The following is an 18155-nucleotide window of genomic DNA, read 5'->3' as shown; positions in this document are numbered from 1 at the left end:
TCGGTATGAGCAGGTACAGCCATCTTTCCCAACCTTCCTGAAAGCTTCTTCAGCGTCACTGTCACCCGTTAGTCTAGCCCTTTCCCCTGGATTCGTCAACTGGGTAGCCGTGGCAGGCCCAGCCAGGGCTTCACTGATGCCCGATCAGGCCGCCAGTCCCTTGCTTCGGGACAAGCAGGAAAGAGGAGCCGGAGTCCTTGCCAGATACGGATGACTCTGGTATACTGAAGTCACCAACATCGTGGGACGTCTTGCGCTGAAACGCAAGCTTCCCTCGATAATTCCAGGAAATACCTTTTGTACTGCTTCGCACGAGAGGACTGTTGCTGAGATTCATAGGCACGGTGCCCTCCTCTTACAGAGAAGAGGAGACGACGCGCTACCACGACGAGGCACACCAGCGAGCGGATGAGGAGAATGACCACCTATGTCCCTGATTAATATGGCCAAACGCGAGATCATTTGTAAGCTCGTCTACTATGGCATTGGTCTTTCCGGCAAGACAACAAACCTGCACTATATCTATCAGGCAGTCGATCCCCGCGATGTGGGTGAGATGGTCTCGATCGATACCGAGACAGAGCGTACCCTCTACTTCGATCTGCTGCCGTTGGAACTGGGCAAGGTCAATGGCTTCTCAATCCGTTTTCAGCTCTACACCGTGCCCGGTCAGGTGCTCTACCAGCAAACGCGGATCTCGGTGCTGAAAGGGGCCGACTGCGTGATCTTCGTGGCCGATTCCCAGGCCAGCAAATTGCAGGAAAATATCGAAAGCTGGAACGAGCTTCAGGAACAGCTCCGCCGCATGAACAAGAATATCACTGAGTTCCCGCTGGTGATGCAGTGGAATAAGCGCGACTTGCAGGATATTCTACCAGTGTCGGTGCTGGAACAGTACTTGAACCCGTACCGCTTCCCTAGCTTCGAGGCCGTCGCTGTCACAGGCTACGGCGTGATCGAATGCCTGCGCGTCGCCATCAACGCGACGCTCCGCCGCCTCGAACGCATCTAGTCCAGCTTGCTAGCGGTGTGCGCGCCTACGCGCTCGCTCGTCTCGCTCTCCTCCCGTGGCAAGGAGTCGCCGCTTCTCCTCTGACTGGCAGGATGGCCCGACCTTTTCTTCAGCAACTCTTTCTCCCCGTGCCTCTTCCACCGTCTATGTAGAGCAACTTTGCTCCTGTCTTACTCGTTGTTCATCGACGGTTTTCTGTGTATAATACAGCGAAACCTGGTTTGGTTATCTTCTCCCTCTCTATGAAGGGAGGTTTGGCCTTGCATCCACAAAGAGAGGAAAGGCCATCACTTCGAGGCGGCCCAGGCAAAGCGCCGGGCCGCCCGCTTGATCGATCGACTGTCCCGCTGCGAGGTTCTTATGGAGACTATCCGTGTCATCATCGTTGATGAGCAGCCGCTGTTCCGCGAAGGAATTCGCTATACGCTTGAGCGCCTGGGCCATTGCACTGTTGTGGGCGAGTCAACTAACCCCGCCGAGATTCTGGCGCTGGCGCGCGAGCCGGGAGCCGAGGTGATCCTCCTCGATGCCGGCCTCAAGAGCGCCGACGCCCTTGAGCTGGCCCGCCAGCTCCGCCAGCTGGCCCCCCAGATGGCCATTGTGATCCTTACTCCTTCCGAGGATGAGGAGCGCCTCTTTCAATCGATCAAGGTGGGCGCCGCCGCCTACTATACCCGCCATATTTCATGCGAGGAGCTGATCGAGGCCGTGCAGCGCGTGAATCACGGTGAGTATTTGATCAATGACGAGGTGCTGGCCCGGCCTCAGATCGCCAGCCGTGTCTTGCAGTCGTTGCGCGAGCTGCCGGCGGCCTCTCACGATGGTGCCACTGAGAGCGACGGCAAGGAGAGCTATTCCCCACTCTCCAGCCGTGAAATCGAGATTCTGGACTACATTGCCCGTGGGAACAGTAATAAGGAGATCGCTAAGTCTTTGAAAATCAGCGATCAGACCGTGAAAAATCACATTACGTCGATTCTCAAAAAGCTCGCGGTTAACGATCGCACCGCCGCGGTAGTACATGCTCTGCGTCACGGCTGGATTAAGATCCAGGATACGTAAGGCCAGCGCAGAGCGGGGGCAGGCTGCAGGCAGTACTGAGCCAGGTAGGCTCGCTAGGTCCAGAGACTGAGGAGCACCTTGCCGTTCCGAGCGTCAAGAAACAGATAAAAGTCATAGCTTGAGCGCGGGAAGGGTGTGGGATCAACCGAGGCATCGGCGGGTTGCAGCGGTACCTGCTCGTAGATGATCATCCAGGCTGGAGCATTCTCAATCTGGGGCCGGTTGCTGGTGTGCGGAATGTAGGTGAGGAGGACATAGCGTGCCAGGACCTTCTTGGCTTTGCTGGCGACCTCTGGCTCCCACTGGCTGGCCAGCAGAAGCGCCTCTTCCTGACTAAGGCTGGCTGGCTGGGAGGGTGTACCAAGAATAACGCCAGCGGTGTAGAGGGCGGGCAGCTGGACCGCCGAGGTCTGACTGGTCTGGGCCAGGTGGGGAACGAGCAGCCTCAGCCCTCCTTGGGGATGTCTGAGCAGGAGGATAAACCAGCCCAGGCCAATCACCAGCAGAAGCGCTCCGACGAAGCCGCTGATCTTCCAGGTACGCGATTGGATACGCTGTCGCCGCTTCATGCTGATACCTTTTCTCCTTCCTCTGAGTAGATGCGCCTGGCCTGCTGTCTATAAGGTCCTGACGAGCTGATCAGCGACGGCTCGCTTGCCGCCAAACAGGCTGGCTGTTGGCTGACTGACTTGCGGGCCTGGCGCTCGCCGTCTCGTTTAAGCACCTGGTTCATCCAGTATTGCCAAGTATAGTCGAAGATGCCTGGCAAAGACAAGCCTCCCACAGCGGAGGGAAGGCATATCGCTCAAGCGATATGCCATAATGAGAATGAGAAGAGGAGCAAGAAGCTAGGTTGAGCCTGTCTATGGTTTACAGGCTACAGGCCCGGCGCTGCCAGACCTGCGCCTCCAGGGCCTGACGAGCGGAGCGAGAACCCAGGGTGCAGACTGGGACCTCCTCTTGCCGGCTGTGGTACCCTGAAACAAGCTTTGCCTTGCGGCGGGAGGTCCGCCCCGGTGGCCTTTGACCTCTTGCCGGTCACGGGCTACGGATAGCGAGAGTTAACAACATAGCCCAAAGGCCAGTCCAGTAAGCGAAGAAAGGGAGCTTGATTTCCGTGAAAGTATTCGGACGCATGACCGTTTTCCCCATCATGCCCGCCCGGATTAGCCGCCTCTATGAGCTTGCTTACAATCTGTGGTGGAGCTGGCACCCCGAAGCCAGCACGCTCTATAGCGCGCTAGATCCCGAACTATGGGAGGCGGTCAGTCATAATCCTGTCCACTTTCTGAGCGAGGTGCGACCACAGTATTTAGAGAAGGCCGCTCATAATCCCCAGTATCTGCAGGTCTACGATCGTGTGCTGGAGGAATTCGACCGCTATATGCATCCGGCTCCGGGCAGCACCTGGTTCGCCCGCACCTATCCAGAGCTGGAGCAGTGCGTCATCGCCTACTTCTCGGCTGAGTTTGGCCTGCACGAAGCTCTGCCCATCTATTCCGGTGGCCTGGGTATCCTGGCAGGCGATCATTGTAAGGAGGCAAGCGATCTGGGCCTGCCGCTGGTGGGAGTGGGCTTCCTCTATCCCCAGGGCTACTTCCGACAGAGCATCACTCGCGAGGGTATTCAGGAGGCTTTCTACGATAAGCTGATCTTCTCCCAGGTGCCGGCAACTCCGGCCTGCGGCCCCGATGGCAATGAGGTCCTGATCAGCGTTGATCTGCCGGGACGGCGCATCCATGCCAAGGTCTGGCGCGTCCAGGTGGGTCGTATTCCCCTCTATCTGCTGGACACCGATGTTGAACCGAATGCTCCCGCCGATCGTGAGCTGGCGGCCCGCCTCTACGGTGGCGACCGCGAGATGCGCATTTCCCAGGAGATTGTATTGGGCATTGGCGGAGTGCGCGCTCTGCGAGCTTTGGGCATTTCTCCGGCTGTCTGGCATATCAATGAGGGACACGCTGCTTTCCTGAATTTGGAGCGCTGCCGCGAGCTAGTCGCCTGCGGGCTGACTTTCCGCGAGGCACGCGAGGTAGTGGCCGCCAGCTCCCTCTTTACGACCCATACACCGGTACCAGCGGGCAATGATACGTTTAGCTATGATCTGATCGATAAGTATTTCAACACCTACTGGGGCCAGCTTGGCCTTTCGCGCGAGCAGTTTCTGGAGGTGGCCCGCGAAGATCATGGCTGGGGGCCAACCTACGGGATGACGGTGCTGGCTCTGCGCTTGACCGGGCAGCATAATGGAGTGAGCAAGCTGCATGGAGCGGTCTCGCGTCGGATGTGGCAGTTTCTCTGGCCAGGCGTCGATCCCGATGAGGTACCTATCGATTCGATTACCAACGGTATCCATACCCTCTCCTGGGTGGCTCCCGAGATAAACGCTCTCTTCCAGCGCTACCTGGGGCCGGATTGGGCGGAACACGTCGATGAGCCGGATCTGTGGAATCGTGTGCTGGAGATTCCCGATGAGGAGCTGTGGCAGGTGCATTTGCAGCGTAAGCGCTTGCTGATCGACTACGTGCGCCGACGCTTAAAACAGCAGCATCTGCGCCTGGGTGAGGGACCACTGCAGATGGCCGAGTTCGAGCGTATGCTTGATCCCGAGGCCCTGCTGATTGGCTTCGCCCGCCGCTTTGCGACCTATAAACGGGCAACGCTGATTTTCCGCAATCCGGAGCGCTTGAAACGCATTATGAATAATCCTGAGCGTCCGGTACAGATTATCTTTGCAGGCAAGGCCCATCCCGCCGATGAACCTGGCAAGGCCCTGATCGAGCAGGTCTATCGGATCTCGCGTAGCGACGATTTCCGCGGCAAGGTGATCTTCCTGGAAAACTACGATATTGATATGGCGCGCTACCTGGTGGCAGGGACCGATCTCTGGCTGAATAATCCGATTCGCCCCCACGAGGCTAGCGGCACCAGCGGCCAGAAGGCGGCTTTGAATGGGCAGCCCAATTGCAGCGTTCTCGACGGCTGGTGGGCCGAGGCCTACAATGGACGTAACGGCTGGGCCATCGGCGAGGAGCGCGAGTATCACAATCCCGATGTTCAGGATGAGGCCGACAGTCTGTCGCTCTACGCTCTCCTGGAAGGGGAAATTATCCCTACCTACTATGAGCGCGATCTGGCCAATAGCGGTCTGCCTCATCGCTGGATCAGCTATATGAAAGAAGCCATCCGCTCCTGCGCTCCCCACTTCAGTACGCGACGGATGGTGAAGGAATACACGACACGCTTTTACGTACCCCAGATTCAGCAGGGCCAGCGAGTCGAGCAGAATGCCTACGAGTTGGCCCGCGCTCTGGCTCAGTGGAAAGAGCGCATTCAGCAGCGCTGGGAGGGCCTGGCTCTTTATGTGGAGGGACGCCGCGAGGGTCAGCTCAGCCTGGGCGAGACAATCGAAGTACGTGCCTGGGTGCGCGCGCCAGAGATTACCCCGGATGATCTGCTGGTCGAGCTGGTCTATGGCGAGAGCGGGGACGGTGAACAGGTCTCTAATCAACGGGCTATTCCCATGCAATATCAGCATCAGGAGCAGGATGGCTCGTATCGCTACGAGGCCCGCTTCCAGCCGGAGGAGAGCGGCAGCCTGGTCTATGGGGTACGTGTGCTGCCCAATCATCCCTTGCTGGCGGGCAAACATGATATGGGCCTGGTGCGTTGGGCTTGAGCGGTGGGAGCCAAGCCAGCAGTCCAGTTGCTTGTTTGTCCATGAGAACGGGCGGCGCAGGCACTGCCGCCAGAGGAGAATCCGCCCTACGCCATGATGAGCATGGAGACGAAACTCTTTCAACCCATCAGCATTGGGCCGCGAGAGGCACGCAATCGTCTGATTTTTGGGAGTCACACGACCAACTTCGCCCGCCATCATTTGCTGAGTGAGCAGCATGGCGACTACTACGCCAGCCGGGCCGAAGGAGGTGTCGGCAGCATCGTGCTGGAGGAGCACATCGTTCACGTCTCCGATTTTCCATACGAGGCTGCCCTGTTTGGTTATTTGCCCGAAACGCCAGCGGCCCTGGCCAGGGTGAGCGCCCGTGTGCATGCTGCCGGGGCGCTCACCATCGTTCAGCTGAACCACAACGGTCAGCAAGGAGTGAGCGACCATCATCAGCGCGAGCTGTGGGCGCCCTCCGCCGTACCCGATGTGGCCACGCGCGAGGTTCCCAAAGCGATGGAGCTGGAGGATATCCGCGCTGTCATCGCCGGTTTTGCCCTGGTCGCTCAGCACGCCGTGCGCGGCGAAGCCGATGGGGTAGAGCTGCAAGTCGCCGATCGCTCGCTGCTGCGTCAGTTTTTGTCGCCGTTAACCAATCAGCGCAGCGACGCCTATGGGGGATCACTGGAAAACCGTCTGCGCTTCCTGCAGGAGACCATCGAGGCTGTGGCTGCCGTCCTGCAGGGGCGCTATATTCTCGGGGTACGCCTCTGTGTCGATGAGCTGGCACCGTGGGCCGGTCTCACGCCAGAGCAGGGGGTTGAGATCGCCCGCCGCTTGGCCGAGACAGGTCGGGTACACTACCTGACGGTAACGATGGGCAGCATCCTGAGTACCCACCTCTTTCCTTTCCACGCCTCCATGCATGTCGCCCCAGGTTATACAGTAGCACTGGCGGCAGCCGTGAAGCAAGCGGTCTCGCTTCCTGTTTTTGCCGCTGGTCGCATTATGGATGCCGAGCAAGCGGAGGCAATCGTGGCGGCAGGCCAGGCCGATGGCGTTGAGATGATCCGGCCTCTGATCGCCGATCCTGCTTTGCCGCGTCTGGCTCAGGTGGGCAAGGCGGAGCGTGTACGACCCTGTCTGGCCTGTAACCAGGGCTGCCAGGTGCGTGGCCTGCTCAATGCCGCCCTCAGCTGTAACGTCAACCCTGATGTGCTGCATCCCTGGCCTCCTTCCATTTCTCTGCTCACCGAGCCAGCCGCGGAAGGTCTCCAGAGCCAGGGCAGCCAGGTTTCTACAGGTAAGATGCCCTCACTGACTGCAGCCTTTGTCGTGATAGGGGCAGGTCCGGCAGGACTGGAGGCGGCACGCACTGCCGCTCTGCGCGGGCGGCGGGTGGTGGTGTTCGAGCGCGAGTCGGAGCCAGGTGGGGCGGTGGCCCTGGCCGCGCGGGCGCCGGGACGCGCTTCACTGCGCCGCATCATCGACTATCTGGTGGATGAATGCCAGCGTCTGGGAGTCGAGCTGCAGACCGGCATAGCCGTGAGCGCCTCCTGGCTCCTGGAGCAGCGTCCTGGGGCGGTGCTTGTGGCTACAGGGGCGAAAGCGGGCCAGGGTCTGCTGCCGCTTCCCGGTCATGACCTCCCTCATGTGCTGGACGTGCGCCGCATTCTGCAGGGTGAACGCGTGACTGGGGCTGGCCAGCGCGCCGTCGTGATCGATGAGACGGCCTCACATGGTGTGCTCTCGACAGTGGAGCTGCTCGCCAATGAGGGATGGCAGATCGAGATTGTGACCGAAGACTGGTATGTCGGGCGCGATCTGGTCGCTACCCACGATCTGCCTGCCTGGCTGGGACGAGTACTTTCGCGCGGCGTGGTCATGACACCCCATACCAGCGTTGTGCGCATTGAGCCTGGACAGGTGGTCGTGCGCGATCGCTTCTCCCTGGCGGAGCGCGCCTTGCCCGCCGACATGGTGGTTCTGGGAGTCTATGAGCAGCCCGACCAGGATCTCTATTTCGCCTTGAAAGGACACCTCGCTCGTCTGCGCCGCGCTGGCGATTGCCTTGCACCTCGCCGCATTGAGCAGGCGATCGCTGAGGGGCGCCAGGCTGGCCTCTGGGCCTGAGCGTCAGCAGTCAGCCTATGCGTGAGCGTAGCAGAGAGCAGGTAAGCATGCGCCTGAGCAGCACAGGAGGGTCCACCAATGGCAGGCCAGTTTCAGTATTTGTTTACGCCGCTGCGCATTGGTACAGTGGTCGTACCCAATCGCATCGTCTTCGCCGCTCATTTGACGAACCTGGCCGAGGAGAATCAACCTGGCCCGCGCTTGACTGCCTATTATGTTGAGCGCGCTCGTGGCGGCTGCGGTTTGATCATTACCGAGGAGCAGTCGGTTCATCCCAGCGACTGGGCCTATCAAAAACTGATCCACGGCTTCGATCCCCAGGTAATCCCCGCCTATCGCCGTCTGACACGCGCCGTTCACGACTATGGGACGCGCATCTTTGCCCAGCTGAACCACAACGGCATGCAGGCGAGCAGTATCTACTCGCGCCGCCCCGTGCTCGGCCCTTCTCCTCTGGTCGATCCCATCCACCGCGAGATGTGTAAGGAGATCGAGGTCGAGGAGATTGCCGAGATCGTGCGCAGCTACGCCCTGGTGGCTCGCCATGTACGCGAGGGCGGTTTCGATGGGGCCGAATTGCAAGCCTCGCATAGCTCCCTGATCCGTCAATTCCTCTCCCCTTACTACAACCGGCGCCGTGACGCTTACGGTGGCTCATTAGAGAATCGCCTGCGCTTCGTGCTGGAGGTCATCGAGGCCATTCGCGCCGAGGTTGGTCGCGATTTCCCTTTGGGAATTCGCCTCTGCGGCGATGAGTTGATCCCCGGGGGCCTGACCTTCAGCGATGTGCGCGAGATCGCTCTGCGCCTGGAGGCTACTGGACAGCTCGACTTCATTAATACAAGCATCGGCGAATTTCATAATCTCTATATGGTTGAGGGGTCGATGCATACACCGCCCGGCTATCAGCTCTTTGTCTCGGCGGGACTGCGCGAGGTCGTACAGCTGCCGGTCTTCTGTACCGGGCGCATCAAGGACCCCGTCCAGGCGGAGCGTATTCTGCGCGAAGGGCTGGCCGACATGGTCGATGTAGTGCGCGGCCAGATTTGTGATCCTGCTTTCGCCCGCAAGGCGCGCGAGGGGCATAGCGAGAGTATCCGCCTCTGTATCTCTTGCAATCAGTATTGCATCGGACGCATGGGGCTGAATCTCAGTCTGGGCTGTATCCAGACGCCGGCCACGGGAAACGAGCTGCTCTTCCGGCCCTTACCCTCGCGGCCCTCGCTGCGGAGCGCCGTTCGCCGTCCTCGGGTGCTTGTGGTGGGCGGTGGGCCAGCGGGCATGCAGGCGGCCAAGGTGATTGCTCAACGCGGAGGCCAGGTACGTTTGTATGAGCGCCAGCCAGAAACTGGGGGCCAGATCAACCTGATCGTACGGGTGCCCAGTCGCGTTGAGTTTGGCGATGCCGCGCGGAATCTGCAGCGCGAGCTGGCCGAGGTGGGGGTTGAGGTGATCACAGGCACCGAGGTCGACGCCGACTTCATCCTGAGAGAGAAGGCAGACGCGGTGATTCTCGCCACCGGCTCCCGTCCCGGGCCGGTCCCAGTGCCAGGCGGCGATCTGCCCCATGTGGCCAATCCCTGGCAGGTGCTTCTCGGCGAGAAAACCGCGGCTGCCGGCCAGCGCGTTCTGATCGTAGATCAGGTTGGCTTCCACCAGGCGACAAGCGTGGCAGAGCTGTTAGCCGAGCGCGGCTGTCAGGTTGAGGTGGTGACGCCACAGTTTTACGTCGGTGGCGACCTCAGTGTGACACTGGATATCGAGCTGTGGTATCGTCGCATGCTTGCTCACGGAGCGATCTTCACTCCACATCATTACCTGGCGGCCCTGCAGCCCGGCGGGGCGACCATTGTCAATAACTATACCGGTCAGGCCCGCACTATTGAGGACCTGGCGCTGGTGGTCGTGGTCGCTCCCCAGGTAGCTGATGAGGCCCTCTATCAGGACCTCAAGGGTCGGGTTCCTCACCTTTATCGTGTAGGAGACTGTCTGGCGCCGCGACGTGTGGAGCATGCTATTCTCGACGGTGAGCGCGTCGGGCGAGCACTGGCGTTAGAGGGTCTGAGCGCTGTCGAGAGTGCTTGAGGCTTCAGCTCCGCCGGCCCCGGCTTCCGGCTCTCCGAGCAGGTTCGAGGCTTGTCGATTTCGCCCGAGATGCTACAATACAGGGAAACCCCTGTGCTGAACCCAGGGCGCCAGGAACCCAGATTTTGCCTGGTTCTGGCCCGCCGGCAGTCGTCGGCCTTCAGCCAGCGGTGAGCGCTAGGCCAAATGCTGTTTGTGGAGTAGATATGTCTGTTGAGCGTTCTTCCTTTTCGTCAGGAGAGCAAGGGGAGCAGTCCCAGACTGCCGCGTCATCTTCAACTGATCTGGCTGCTCAGCTGAGCGCGGGTCTCAATGCCCGTTATTTGATGGAGTCGCCTGCCCGGCGTGCAAGCGTTCCTCCTCTACCTCCAGAGCGGGCCTTGAGCCTGGCCTGGCTCTATAGCGCGCTCCTCGGCAATGGCAGGCTGCTCGTTTGTCTGGATGAGACAGCGACCCCCGTGCAATGCTTCTATCCGCACATCGACGGTGGTCCACATGTGCGTTCCCTGCTCCAGGGAGTCCAGGTCGAGCGCGAGGATCGGACGCCGCAGGTGAGCTGGCTGGCAGAAGAAGGCTGGTCGCACGAGCTGCGTTATCTGCCGTCCAGCACCGTGGTCAGCGCTCGCTCGGAGCAATCCGCCCTCGGGCTGCTCATTGAGCGTCGCCTCGCTGTCCATCCCGAGCACGATCTGCTGGTGATTGAGCTGCGCCTGACGAATATGGGGCAGGCTCCTCTGCGCTGTAGCCTGCTCACCTACGCTGCTATTGACTTCGATCTGCGCCCAGCGGGCAACTGCGCCTGGTATGATCCAGAGACGGAGCTGCTGACCTTCTTCCATGCTGATCGCTATCTGGCCCTGGGCAGCGACTGGCCCGTGGCCGATTTCGCCTGTGAACAGAGCCGTTACGGCTCCGTCGATGCAGCCTTCCAGATGGCCGCTGAGCAGCGCTACAGCCGCCAGGAGTTTGCTATTGGTCAGGTAGCAGCGGCCCTGCGCCACAACATCGGTGAGCTGCCTCCCGGGGCCAGCCACAGCGGGGTCCTGCTGCTCTCTTTCGGTCGCCGGCTAGAAGCGGTGCGTACGATCCTGACTCAGCAGCGAGGCAACAGCGGTCAGTTGCTTGAGGAGACGCTCGCCTATTGGCGCCAGCGCTGCTTACGCTTCGCTCTCAATGGTACAGAAGATGAGGTTAGTCGGCTCTACGAGCGCTCGCTCATGGTGCTCCATTTGTTGAGCGACCGGGAGACGGGGGCCATCATCGCCGCGCCAGAGGTGGACCCGACCTTCCGTTCAAGCGGGGGATATGGTATGTGCTGGCTGCGCGATGGGGCCTACAATGCCTATGCTCTCGATGTGGCCGGCGAGCATGAACGTGCCCGCGCCTTTTTTGACTGGGCTTTGCGGACGCAGGAGGCTGCTGGTTGCTGGTACCAGCGTTATGATACGCAGGGAAACCTGGCACCAACCTGGGGTCTGATTCAATTTGATGAGATCGGCATCTTTGTCTGGGCCTTGGGCCAGCACGTGGAGCTGACCGGAGATATAGAGTATGCGCGCCTGGCCTGGCCAGCTCTCAAGCGGGCCGGAGACTATATGTTACGCGAGCTGGACCCGGAGACGGGCCTGGCTCCGGTCACGAAGGATCTGTGGGAGGAGTTCGACGGCATCAGCACCTATGCCTGCGCCACGACCTGGGCCGGTTTCGCCACCCTGGCCCACCTTGCCACCCTCCTGGGTGAAGAGGCTGAGGCGCGGCAGTGGCAGGGTGCCGCCTCTCGCTTGAAGCAGGCCATTGAGCAGCACCTCTGGAGCGAGTCGGTGGGTCATTTTCTGCGCGGGGGACGCTTGAAAGTGGCTCCGCTGGAAGGTGAAGGGACGACGCCGCTGCCAGCCGATGAGGTCGCGATCGAGATCCGGGGTCGGCGCTGGCGTGCGCGCCGCAGCGATCCAACACTGGATATCTCGATTCTGGGTCTGGCCGTTCCCTGCGGTGTCTTTGATCCAGCCGATCCCCGAGTGCAGTCCACAGCCAGAGCTATTGCCGAACGGCTACGCAGCCCTGTTGGTGGGATTCTGCGCTACCAGGGGGATAGCTATCGCGGGGGGAATCCGTGGGTGCTATGCACGCTCTGGCTGGCCTGGTATGAGGCGCTGGCGGGACATCTTGCTGAAGCCGAGCAGCTCTATCGTTGGGCCGTCGAACATCGTACTGCTCTCGATCTGCTGGCTGAGCAAATCAGTCGTCAGGATGGCCAACCCTGCTGGATTATGCCGCTTGGCTGGTCCCACGCCATGTTTGTGCTGGTTACCCAGGTGCTCAGAGCCAAGGGCCGGCTCCAGGCTCTCGCACCCGGGGGAGCTTGAGAGAACAGGTGAGTCTCGTCAACAACAAATGCTGTCGACTATGCGGCGCTGATGCGAGGTGAAAGCGTGGCCGAACTCTGGGTCGTGCTACAGGAACAAGATGGCCTGCCCCCTGAGTACAATCAGGAGGTGCTTGCGGAGGCACAGGAGCTGGCCGAGCAACATTCAGGCAGATTGCAGCTTTGCGCGGTGCAGCTGCGCGCTCCTCTCCCTACTGCCACCGATAAGAGCACAGAGCCATTTTTCAAGACCATCGTGCCTGAACGCTTTTATGTGCTGGAGCATCCCGCCCTGGAGAGTTACACAACCGAGGGCTATGTTGCGGCGCTGAGCTGGCTCATCCGAGCGCACACGCCGGCGTTGATTGTGACCAGCGCGACGGCCAATGGCCAGGACTGGGCCCCGCGCCTGGCGGCGCAGCTTGGGTTACCCTTTGCGGCGCGCTGCCTGCGTTTTGCGCTGGAGCAAGACGCCCTGCTAACGCTGCGAGCGCTGTACGGCGGGCGGGCCTATGTCCAGACTCGCACCCGGCTAGGACGGCTGCCGGCGCTGGTGACCTTTGTGCCGGGCACGCGGGGAACACCGCCGGCAAGCCGTTCTCAGCTGGGACGTTCGCCGGAGCCAGAGGTGATTCGCTATCAGCTTCCACTGGCCATTGAGGAGCAAAGCCCGCGTCTGCAGCATCTTGGGATCGAGGCCCCTGCAGCGGAGGAAGTAGAGCTAGAGGCCGCCGACAAGATCGTCGCAGGCGGTCGAGGTGTTGGCCGCGAGGGGTTTGCCGAGCTTGCCACCTTCGCTCGTCTACTAGGTGCGGCGGTGGGAGCCAGTCGCGTAGCCACCGATCGTGGCTGGGTCGAGCCAGAGCGCCAGATTGGAGCGACCGGCAAAAGCGTCAGCCCAAGACTCTACATTGCCTGTGGTATTTCAGGCGCAGCTCAACATACCAGCGGCATTCGGGAGGCCCAAACCATCATCGCCATCAACCCCGATCGCAACGCTCCGATTTTTGCTCTGGCCGATCTGGGACTTTTAGGCGATGCCAGAGAGATTCTGCGCCGCGCCATCCGGCTGCTACAAGAAGAGTCGGTAGGGGTCTAAGCGTTTCAGTTCAGTCCTCTACTGCTCTTTTTACCTCTCTGTCTGATCTGGCCTGACCTGATAGAGCTGGCTGGCTGATTGCTAGCATTCTTTCTGGTTTTGCCAGTCACCAGGCGGAATGGATACAATATATCAAGCCAGGAGCAACACATCCTGACGATTCATGAGAAGCGAGGAGCAAGTCATCGCCATGAAAGCTGTGCAATTTGCTCGTTACGGCGGACCCGAAGTTTTGGAACTGCGCGAGGTCCCGGACCCTGTTCCCGCAGCAGACGAAGTGCTCGTCGACGTGAAAGCAACGACCGTTAATCGTCTGGATCTTTTTCAGCGGGCTGGCAGTAGGCCGGTACCCAACCTGCCTTACACGCCAGGTCTAGAGGCGGCGGGCGTGGTAGTCGAGGACAGCAATGGTTTCAAGGCAGGCGAGCGCGTGCTCACCACGCGGGCGCCGGAGGCGCGTGGGGGTGGTGGCTATGCCAGCCGGATCGCGGTGCCTGCCTCTCACCTGGTGCGCATTCCCGATGAGGTCTCTTTCGAGCAGGCGGCAGCTGCTGGTCTGGCGGCCTCGACGGCCTGGGCGGCGCTGTTCGACCTGGGGAACCTCAAGGCAGGTGAGCGCGTGCTCGTATGGGCGGGCGCAAGTGGAGTCGGAACTTGGGCCATCCAGTTCGCCAGGCATGTCGGTGCCTGGGTCACCACGACAGCCAGTAACACGGAGAAATCCGAGACGCTGCGCCGCCTGGGAGCCGACATGATCGTCAATTATCGAGAGGAAAAGGTCGGTCAGGTAGTGCGCAATGCTCACGGCGTCAACCTGGTCATTGAATTAGTCGGCACCACCCTGCAGGATAGCATCGATGCCTGCGTGAGCGACGGACGTGTGGTGCTGATCGGCAACCTGGGCGGCCAGCACTCTACTGTTGACACGCAGTCCTGGCGACTCAAACGAGTGAAGGTCATCGGCGGCGGCACCTTGCGCACCTCGCCTGCCAATGAGCAACGCATTCTGCAGTTGATCGCCGAGAAGGCAGTCTCGCCGATCATAGCGCGCGTTATGCCGATCAGCGAGGTGGCTGAAGCTCATCGGCTGTTGGCGGCAGGTGAGGTTACTGGCAAGATTGTCCTCCTGCACGGCTGAGTCACTATCAGGCCAGGAAGAGGTGGGAAGCTGGTCTGGAGCATAACAAGCGTGTCCCCAGCATCGTCTGTCCGACCTGCTTCAGACCGGCCCTCCCTCCAGTATCTCAGGTTTTCTACGTAGCAGCTAGCGATGTAGCTATGAGCAGTGCAACGTAGCAAAGGAGCGTGCTCCGAGGCTATGCCAGGCCAGGCTGGCACGAGCTGATCGCGAAGCAGCGGTACAGGCAGTACAGCAGTACAGTGTGACGACGAAAGCTGAGACGAAGCGATGCATGCGCAGCAGCAGTTTGACGTGATCGTTGTGGGTGCCGGGCCGGCGGGAAGTAGTGCAGCGCTGGTGCTGGCGCGCGCCGGTTTGCGCGTGGCTCTGATCGAGCGCGGCGAGTATCCCGGTGCCAAAAATGTCTCCGGAGCGGTCTTCTATGCGCCTGGCCTGCTGGCCGAACTGCTCCCCACTTTCTGGGACGAGGCTCCTTTCGAGCGCTATATCACGCGCCGAGTACTGACCTTCCTGGGGAAGGAATCTGCTTTCTCACTCGACTTCCGCACCCGTCATTTCGCTATCCCTCCTTACAATGGGGTGACGGTTCTACGCCCCAAATTTGACCGCTGGTTGGCCAGCAAGGCTGCCGAGGCCGGCGCGCTGCTCATTACTTCGACAGTGGTTGATGACCTGCTCTACGAAGGGGAGCGCGTTATCGGGGTTCAATGTCGGCGTGACGATGGTGCCCTCTATGCCCCCGTGGTCATTGCTGCTGACGGGGCCAACTCCTTCCTGGCCAAAAAAGCTGGCCTGCAACGGGAGTTTTCCGCAGAAGAGATGAGCCTGGGCGTCAAGGAGGTGCTCCGTTTGGGAGCGCGTACGATCGAGGAGCGTTTCAATCTGACGGGTGACGAGGGTATGGCCAGCGAGTATGTGGGCGAGGCCACTGGCAGCGTCAAAGGCGGGGCATTTCTATATACCAATCGCGACACGCTCTCGCTCGGGATCATTGTCCAGATTGCCTCGCTGGCTCAGCAGCGGGTCAGACCCTATGAGCTGCTCGATCGCTTCAAGCAGCACCCAGCGGTCGCCCCTCTGGTGCGCGATGGCGTGACACTGGAGTACTCGGCCCATATGATTCCCGAAGGAGGCTGGCAGCTTGTTCCCCGCCTGGTGCGCGCTGGCCTGCTGGTGGCTGGCGATGCCGCCGCCCTGGTCTTCGCCGCTGGCATTTTTCTAGAAGGCATGAACTTCGCTGTGGCTTCCGGCCTGGCTGCCGCTGAAACGGTGCTGGAGGCTCACCGACACGGCGATTTTTCTACAACGACTCTCACAGGCTATCAGAAACGCCTGGAGCAGTCTTTTGTGTTGCAGGACCTGCAGCGCTTCCGCCTGACTCCTGCCTTTGTGAACAACGAGCGCTTGCAGAATCTTTATCCTGAACTGCTGTGTCAGGCGGCTGAACAGGTCTTTCGCTCTGAGGGCAGGCCACGCAAGAAGCTAGGGTCAACGATCCTGACGGCGCTACGTAGCAAGGTCTCGCTCTGGACCCTCCTGCGCGATGGGTGGCAGGCGGGGCGCGCGCTCTTCTTTTAAGAATCCGGCGAGACGCGCTTTGCTTCTCCTGCCCTGTCTTTTAGTGCGCTTGAGGAGTGCATGGAGTACACGTGATTATGCAACAGATAGCATCTGAGCCAGTGGTGACCCAGCCTATCGAAGAACGGCTGGAACTGGTGCGTTTCAAGGTCGATAAGAGGCCACATATTCGCGTTAATACTGAGGCTTGCCGAGGCTGTGACCTGACTCCCTGCGTCTATGTCTGCCCTGCGGGACTGTTCGAGATTCTCGGGGGCGAGATGCATTTTTCCTACGAGCATTGCCTGGAGTGCGGTACGTGCTATGTGGCCTGCGAGCGCAAAGCCATCGAGTGGGATTATCCCCGCGGAGGCTGGGGTGTTAGTTTTCGAGCCTCATAAGAGGCTCTCCAACTCAGACTTGATCACAGCACAGGGAAGGCCCAAACAAAGGAGAGACCATGCGCATCGCTGTCTGTCTGAAGCAGGCTCCCGATTGTAGTTCGGTCTATGTTGATCCCGTCAGTGGCGAGGTCGATACGGAACGCTTCGTCCAGACCTTGAATGCCGCTGATGCTTGTGCCTTGGAGGCGGCCCTGCGCTTGAAGGAGCAATCAGGAACAGGGTCAGTTTTCGCGCTCACCCTCGGGCCTGGCGAGAGCGAGGAGGTGCTGCGCGTCGCTTTGGCAATGGGAGCCGATACTATCGAACGTCTCTGGCATCCGAGCGCTGCTGATTGGGGGCCATTGACGATTGCAGCCGCGCTGGCAGCGCGCTTGCGCGCTGATCCCTCCTTGCCTGACTTGATCTTCTGCGGGGAACAGAGCAGCGACTGGGCCTCTGGGACAGTGGGGCCAGCGCTGGCGGCCTACCTGGGCCTGCCCCAAATTACGGGCGTGATAGGGCTGGAGGCGCAGCAGGATTCGGGCCAGCTCCTTTTACGAGTCACTCGCCGTCTGGAACGCGGCTACCGCGAGCGGCTACTGGCCAGGCCTCCCCTGTTGCTCACTGTACACGAGACGCTCAATGAGCCGCGCTATCCCTCTTTGCCTGCTCACCTGGCAGCGCTGCAGGCCATGATCACTGTGCGCGACCCGCTGAGTTTGCCCCAGTTTGCCGCTGACTTCGAGGCAGAGGAGACAACAATCGTTGAGGTACGTACGCCTCGCCCGCGGCCACATCGCCTTCTCATCCCCGATAGTCAGCTGAGTCCTTTTGAACGTATCGGAGCGATTATCACCGGTGGTACGTCTCGACGGCAGGCTCGCCTGGTCGAGGGATCGCCTGAAGAGCTGGCCCACGAGTTGGTGCGCTTTTTGAAAGAACGAGGCTTTGTCTGAATAAGCAGTTCGGCAGCCTGCTCATCTAGAGCAGAGGGCGAGCAGGCTGCAGCAGATTACCTGCTGTCCTGATAGAGCACTTGCTCCGCCAGGGCAGCAGATCCTTTTCTCTCTCAGGATCGGCACCAGCTCAGGGTGTAACTCCCAGGCCCTTACGGATGAGAAGCGCCATTGGGTAATAGCCGGCATCCTGTCCTATGGGCTGACGCTGCCACCACCAGGCCCAGATGCGTTCCGCTGCCAGCACCGGGTTGAAGTGCGCCCCCGGCGGCGGATTGTCCCCATAGCTGAGCCACAGCAGCGGCCCTACCCCAACATAGGGAGCCGGCGGTCCACATCGCTGCTTGGCGCTGGGAATGCAAGGAGGCGGCATGTAGCCTTGATCCCACCACGAGCGCATCTGGTACTCATGATAGAGATAGTCGCCGTTGGGGCCAGCGTATTGCTGCTGGAAGCCGTTGGCGATACTATCGCCGCCCGCAATGATCACGGGAATGCTCTTGGCTATCGCCGGGCAGCCACTGGGGTACTGCAGACAGACATTGGGGTAGTCACGCAGATACCAGATAAGCGGCCAGGTCGCATCATCGGTGAGTCCGATGGCGAGCTGATGCCGCCCTCCATCCAGCTTGCGGTCCAGCTCCTCAATCTTGGCCATCACCGTGTTCACATCCGTTGTCGTCTGCACATAAATC

The 18155-nt window shown here is 60.5% G+C and carries 12 protein-coding genes and 1 pseudogene; 11 read left to right on the top strand and 2 right to left on the bottom strand.

What is annotated here, in order from left to right:
* Positions 1-427 precede the first annotated feature (427 nt).
* Positions 428-1012, top strand: a complete 585-nt coding sequence (locus tag IRZ31_RS12440; RefSeq protein ID WP_297154122.1) for a GTPase domain-containing protein — start codon at positions 428-430, stop codon at positions 1010-1012.
* A 360-nt stretch (positions 1013-1372) separates the two neighbouring features.
* Positions 1373-2074: a response regulator transcription factor gene (locus tag IRZ31_RS12435; protein WP_297154121.1), complete on the top strand. Its 702-nt coding sequence runs from the start codon at positions 1373-1375 to the stop codon at positions 2072-2074.
* 53 nt (positions 2075-2127) lie between these two features.
* Here IRZ31_RS12435 and IRZ31_RS12430 read toward each other — a convergent pair whose 3' ends face one another.
* Entirely contained in the window at positions 2128-2643 is a 516-nt protein-coding gene (locus tag IRZ31_RS12430) for a hypothetical protein (protein ID WP_297154119.1), read from the bottom strand.
* 566 nt (positions 2644-3209) lie between these two features.
* Between IRZ31_RS12430 and glgP the strand changes: the two genes are divergently transcribed.
* The 9 genes from glgP to IRZ31_RS12385 all read left to right on the top strand — a co-directional run bounded on the left by glgP (position 3210) and on the right by IRZ31_RS12385 (position 17460).
* Complete coding sequence (gene glgP, locus IRZ31_RS12425; protein WP_363325665.1) at positions 3210-5753, top strand: alpha-glucan family phosphorylase; 2544 nt, start codon at positions 3210-3212, stop codon at positions 5751-5753.
* 102 nt (positions 5754-5855) lie between these two features.
* Positions 5856-7874 (top strand): FAD-dependent oxidoreductase, encoded by a 2019-nt coding sequence (locus IRZ31_RS12420; protein WP_297154115.1) that lies wholly within the window; start codon positions 5856-5858, stop codon positions 7872-7874.
* A 78-nt stretch (positions 7875-7952) separates the two neighbouring features.
* Positions 7953-9959, top strand: a complete 2007-nt coding sequence (locus IRZ31_RS12415; RefSeq protein WP_297154113.1) for a mycofactocin system FadH/OYE family oxidoreductase 2 — start codon at positions 7953-7955, stop codon at positions 9957-9959.
* 206 nt (positions 9960-10165) lie between these two features.
* Positions 10166-12325: a glycoside hydrolase family 15 protein gene (locus tag IRZ31_RS12410; RefSeq protein ID WP_297154112.1), complete on the top strand. Its 2160-nt coding sequence runs from the start codon at positions 10166-10168 to the stop codon at positions 12323-12325.
* A 66-nt stretch (positions 12326-12391) separates the two neighbouring features.
* Positions 12392-13423: an electron transfer flavoprotein subunit alpha/FixB family protein gene (locus IRZ31_RS12405; protein ID WP_297154110.1), complete on the top strand. Its 1032-nt coding sequence runs from the start codon at positions 12392-12394 to the stop codon at positions 13421-13423.
* Positions 13424-13613: 190 nt separating this feature from the next.
* A complete protein-coding gene (locus IRZ31_RS12400) occupies positions 13614-14561 on the top strand; it encodes a zinc-binding dehydrogenase (protein ID WP_297154109.1) in 948 nt (315 codons plus the stop codon).
* 270 nt (positions 14562-14831) lie between these two features.
* Positions 14832-16142, top strand: coding sequence for an FAD-dependent oxidoreductase (locus IRZ31_RS12395; RefSeq protein ID WP_297154107.1), 1311 nt, complete (start codon positions 14832-14834; stop codon positions 16140-16142).
* Positions 16143-16219: 77 nt separating this feature from the next.
* The gene (locus IRZ31_RS12390; protein WP_297154105.1) at positions 16220-16522 is read left to right on the top strand and encodes a 4Fe-4S dicluster domain-containing protein; all 303 of its coding nucleotides are present in this window, start codon (positions 16220-16222) and stop codon (positions 16520-16522) included.
* A gap of 59 nt (positions 16523-16581) precedes the next feature.
* Entirely contained in the window at positions 16582-17460 is an 879-nt protein-coding gene (locus IRZ31_RS12385) for a hypothetical protein (protein ID WP_297154103.1), read from the top strand.
* 130 nt (positions 17461-17590) lie between these two features.
* Here the strand turns inward: IRZ31_RS12385 and IRZ31_RS12380 are convergent.
* Positions 17591-18155, bottom strand: a pseudogene (locus IRZ31_RS12380) (hypothetical protein); the annotation flags it as partial.

The organism is Thermogemmatispora sp., from assembly GCF_019683635.1.
Classification (GTDB): domain Bacteria; phylum Chloroflexota; class Ktedonobacteria; order Ktedonobacterales; family Ktedonobacteraceae; genus Thermogemmatispora.
The sequence above is the reverse complement of the archived record's forward strand: the minus strand, read 5'-3'. Positions and strand labels throughout refer to the sequence as shown.

Excerpts from the sequence above, each read along its gene's own strand:
- IRZ31_RS12440 (WP_297154122.1), top strand. The coding sequence starts at position 428 with ATGTCCCTGATTAATATGGCCAAACGCGAGATCATTTGTAAGCTCGTC.
- IRZ31_RS12435 (WP_297154121.1), top strand. The coding sequence starts at position 1,373 with ATGGAGACTATCCGTGTCATCATCGTTGATGAGCAGCCGCTGTTCCGC.
- IRZ31_RS12430 (WP_297154119.1), bottom strand. The coding sequence starts at position 2,643 with ATGAAGCGGCGACAGCGTATCCAATCGCGTACCTGGAAGATCAGCGGC.
- glgP (WP_363325665.1), top strand. The coding sequence starts at position 3,210 with ATGACCGTTTTCCCCATCATGCCCGCCCGGATTAGCCGCCTCTATGAG.
- IRZ31_RS12420 (WP_297154115.1), top strand. The coding sequence starts at position 5,856 with ATGGAGACGAAACTCTTTCAACCCATCAGCATTGGGCCGCGAGAGGCA.
- IRZ31_RS12415 (WP_297154113.1), top strand. The coding sequence starts at position 7,953 with ATGGCAGGCCAGTTTCAGTATTTGTTTACGCCGCTGCGCATTGGTACA.
- IRZ31_RS12410 (WP_297154112.1), top strand. The coding sequence starts at position 10,166 with ATGTCTGTTGAGCGTTCTTCCTTTTCGTCAGGAGAGCAAGGGGAGCAG.
- IRZ31_RS12400 (WP_297154109.1), top strand. The coding sequence starts at position 13,614 with ATGAAAGCTGTGCAATTTGCTCGTTACGGCGGACCCGAAGTTTTGGAA.
- IRZ31_RS12395 (WP_297154107.1), top strand. The coding sequence starts at position 14,832 with ATGCATGCGCAGCAGCAGTTTGACGTGATCGTTGTGGGTGCCGGGCCG.
- IRZ31_RS12390 (WP_297154105.1), top strand. The coding sequence starts at position 16,220 with ATGCAACAGATAGCATCTGAGCCAGTGGTGACCCAGCCTATCGAAGAA.
- IRZ31_RS12385 (WP_297154103.1), top strand. The coding sequence starts at position 16,582 with ATGCGCATCGCTGTCTGTCTGAAGCAGGCTCCCGATTGTAGTTCGGTC.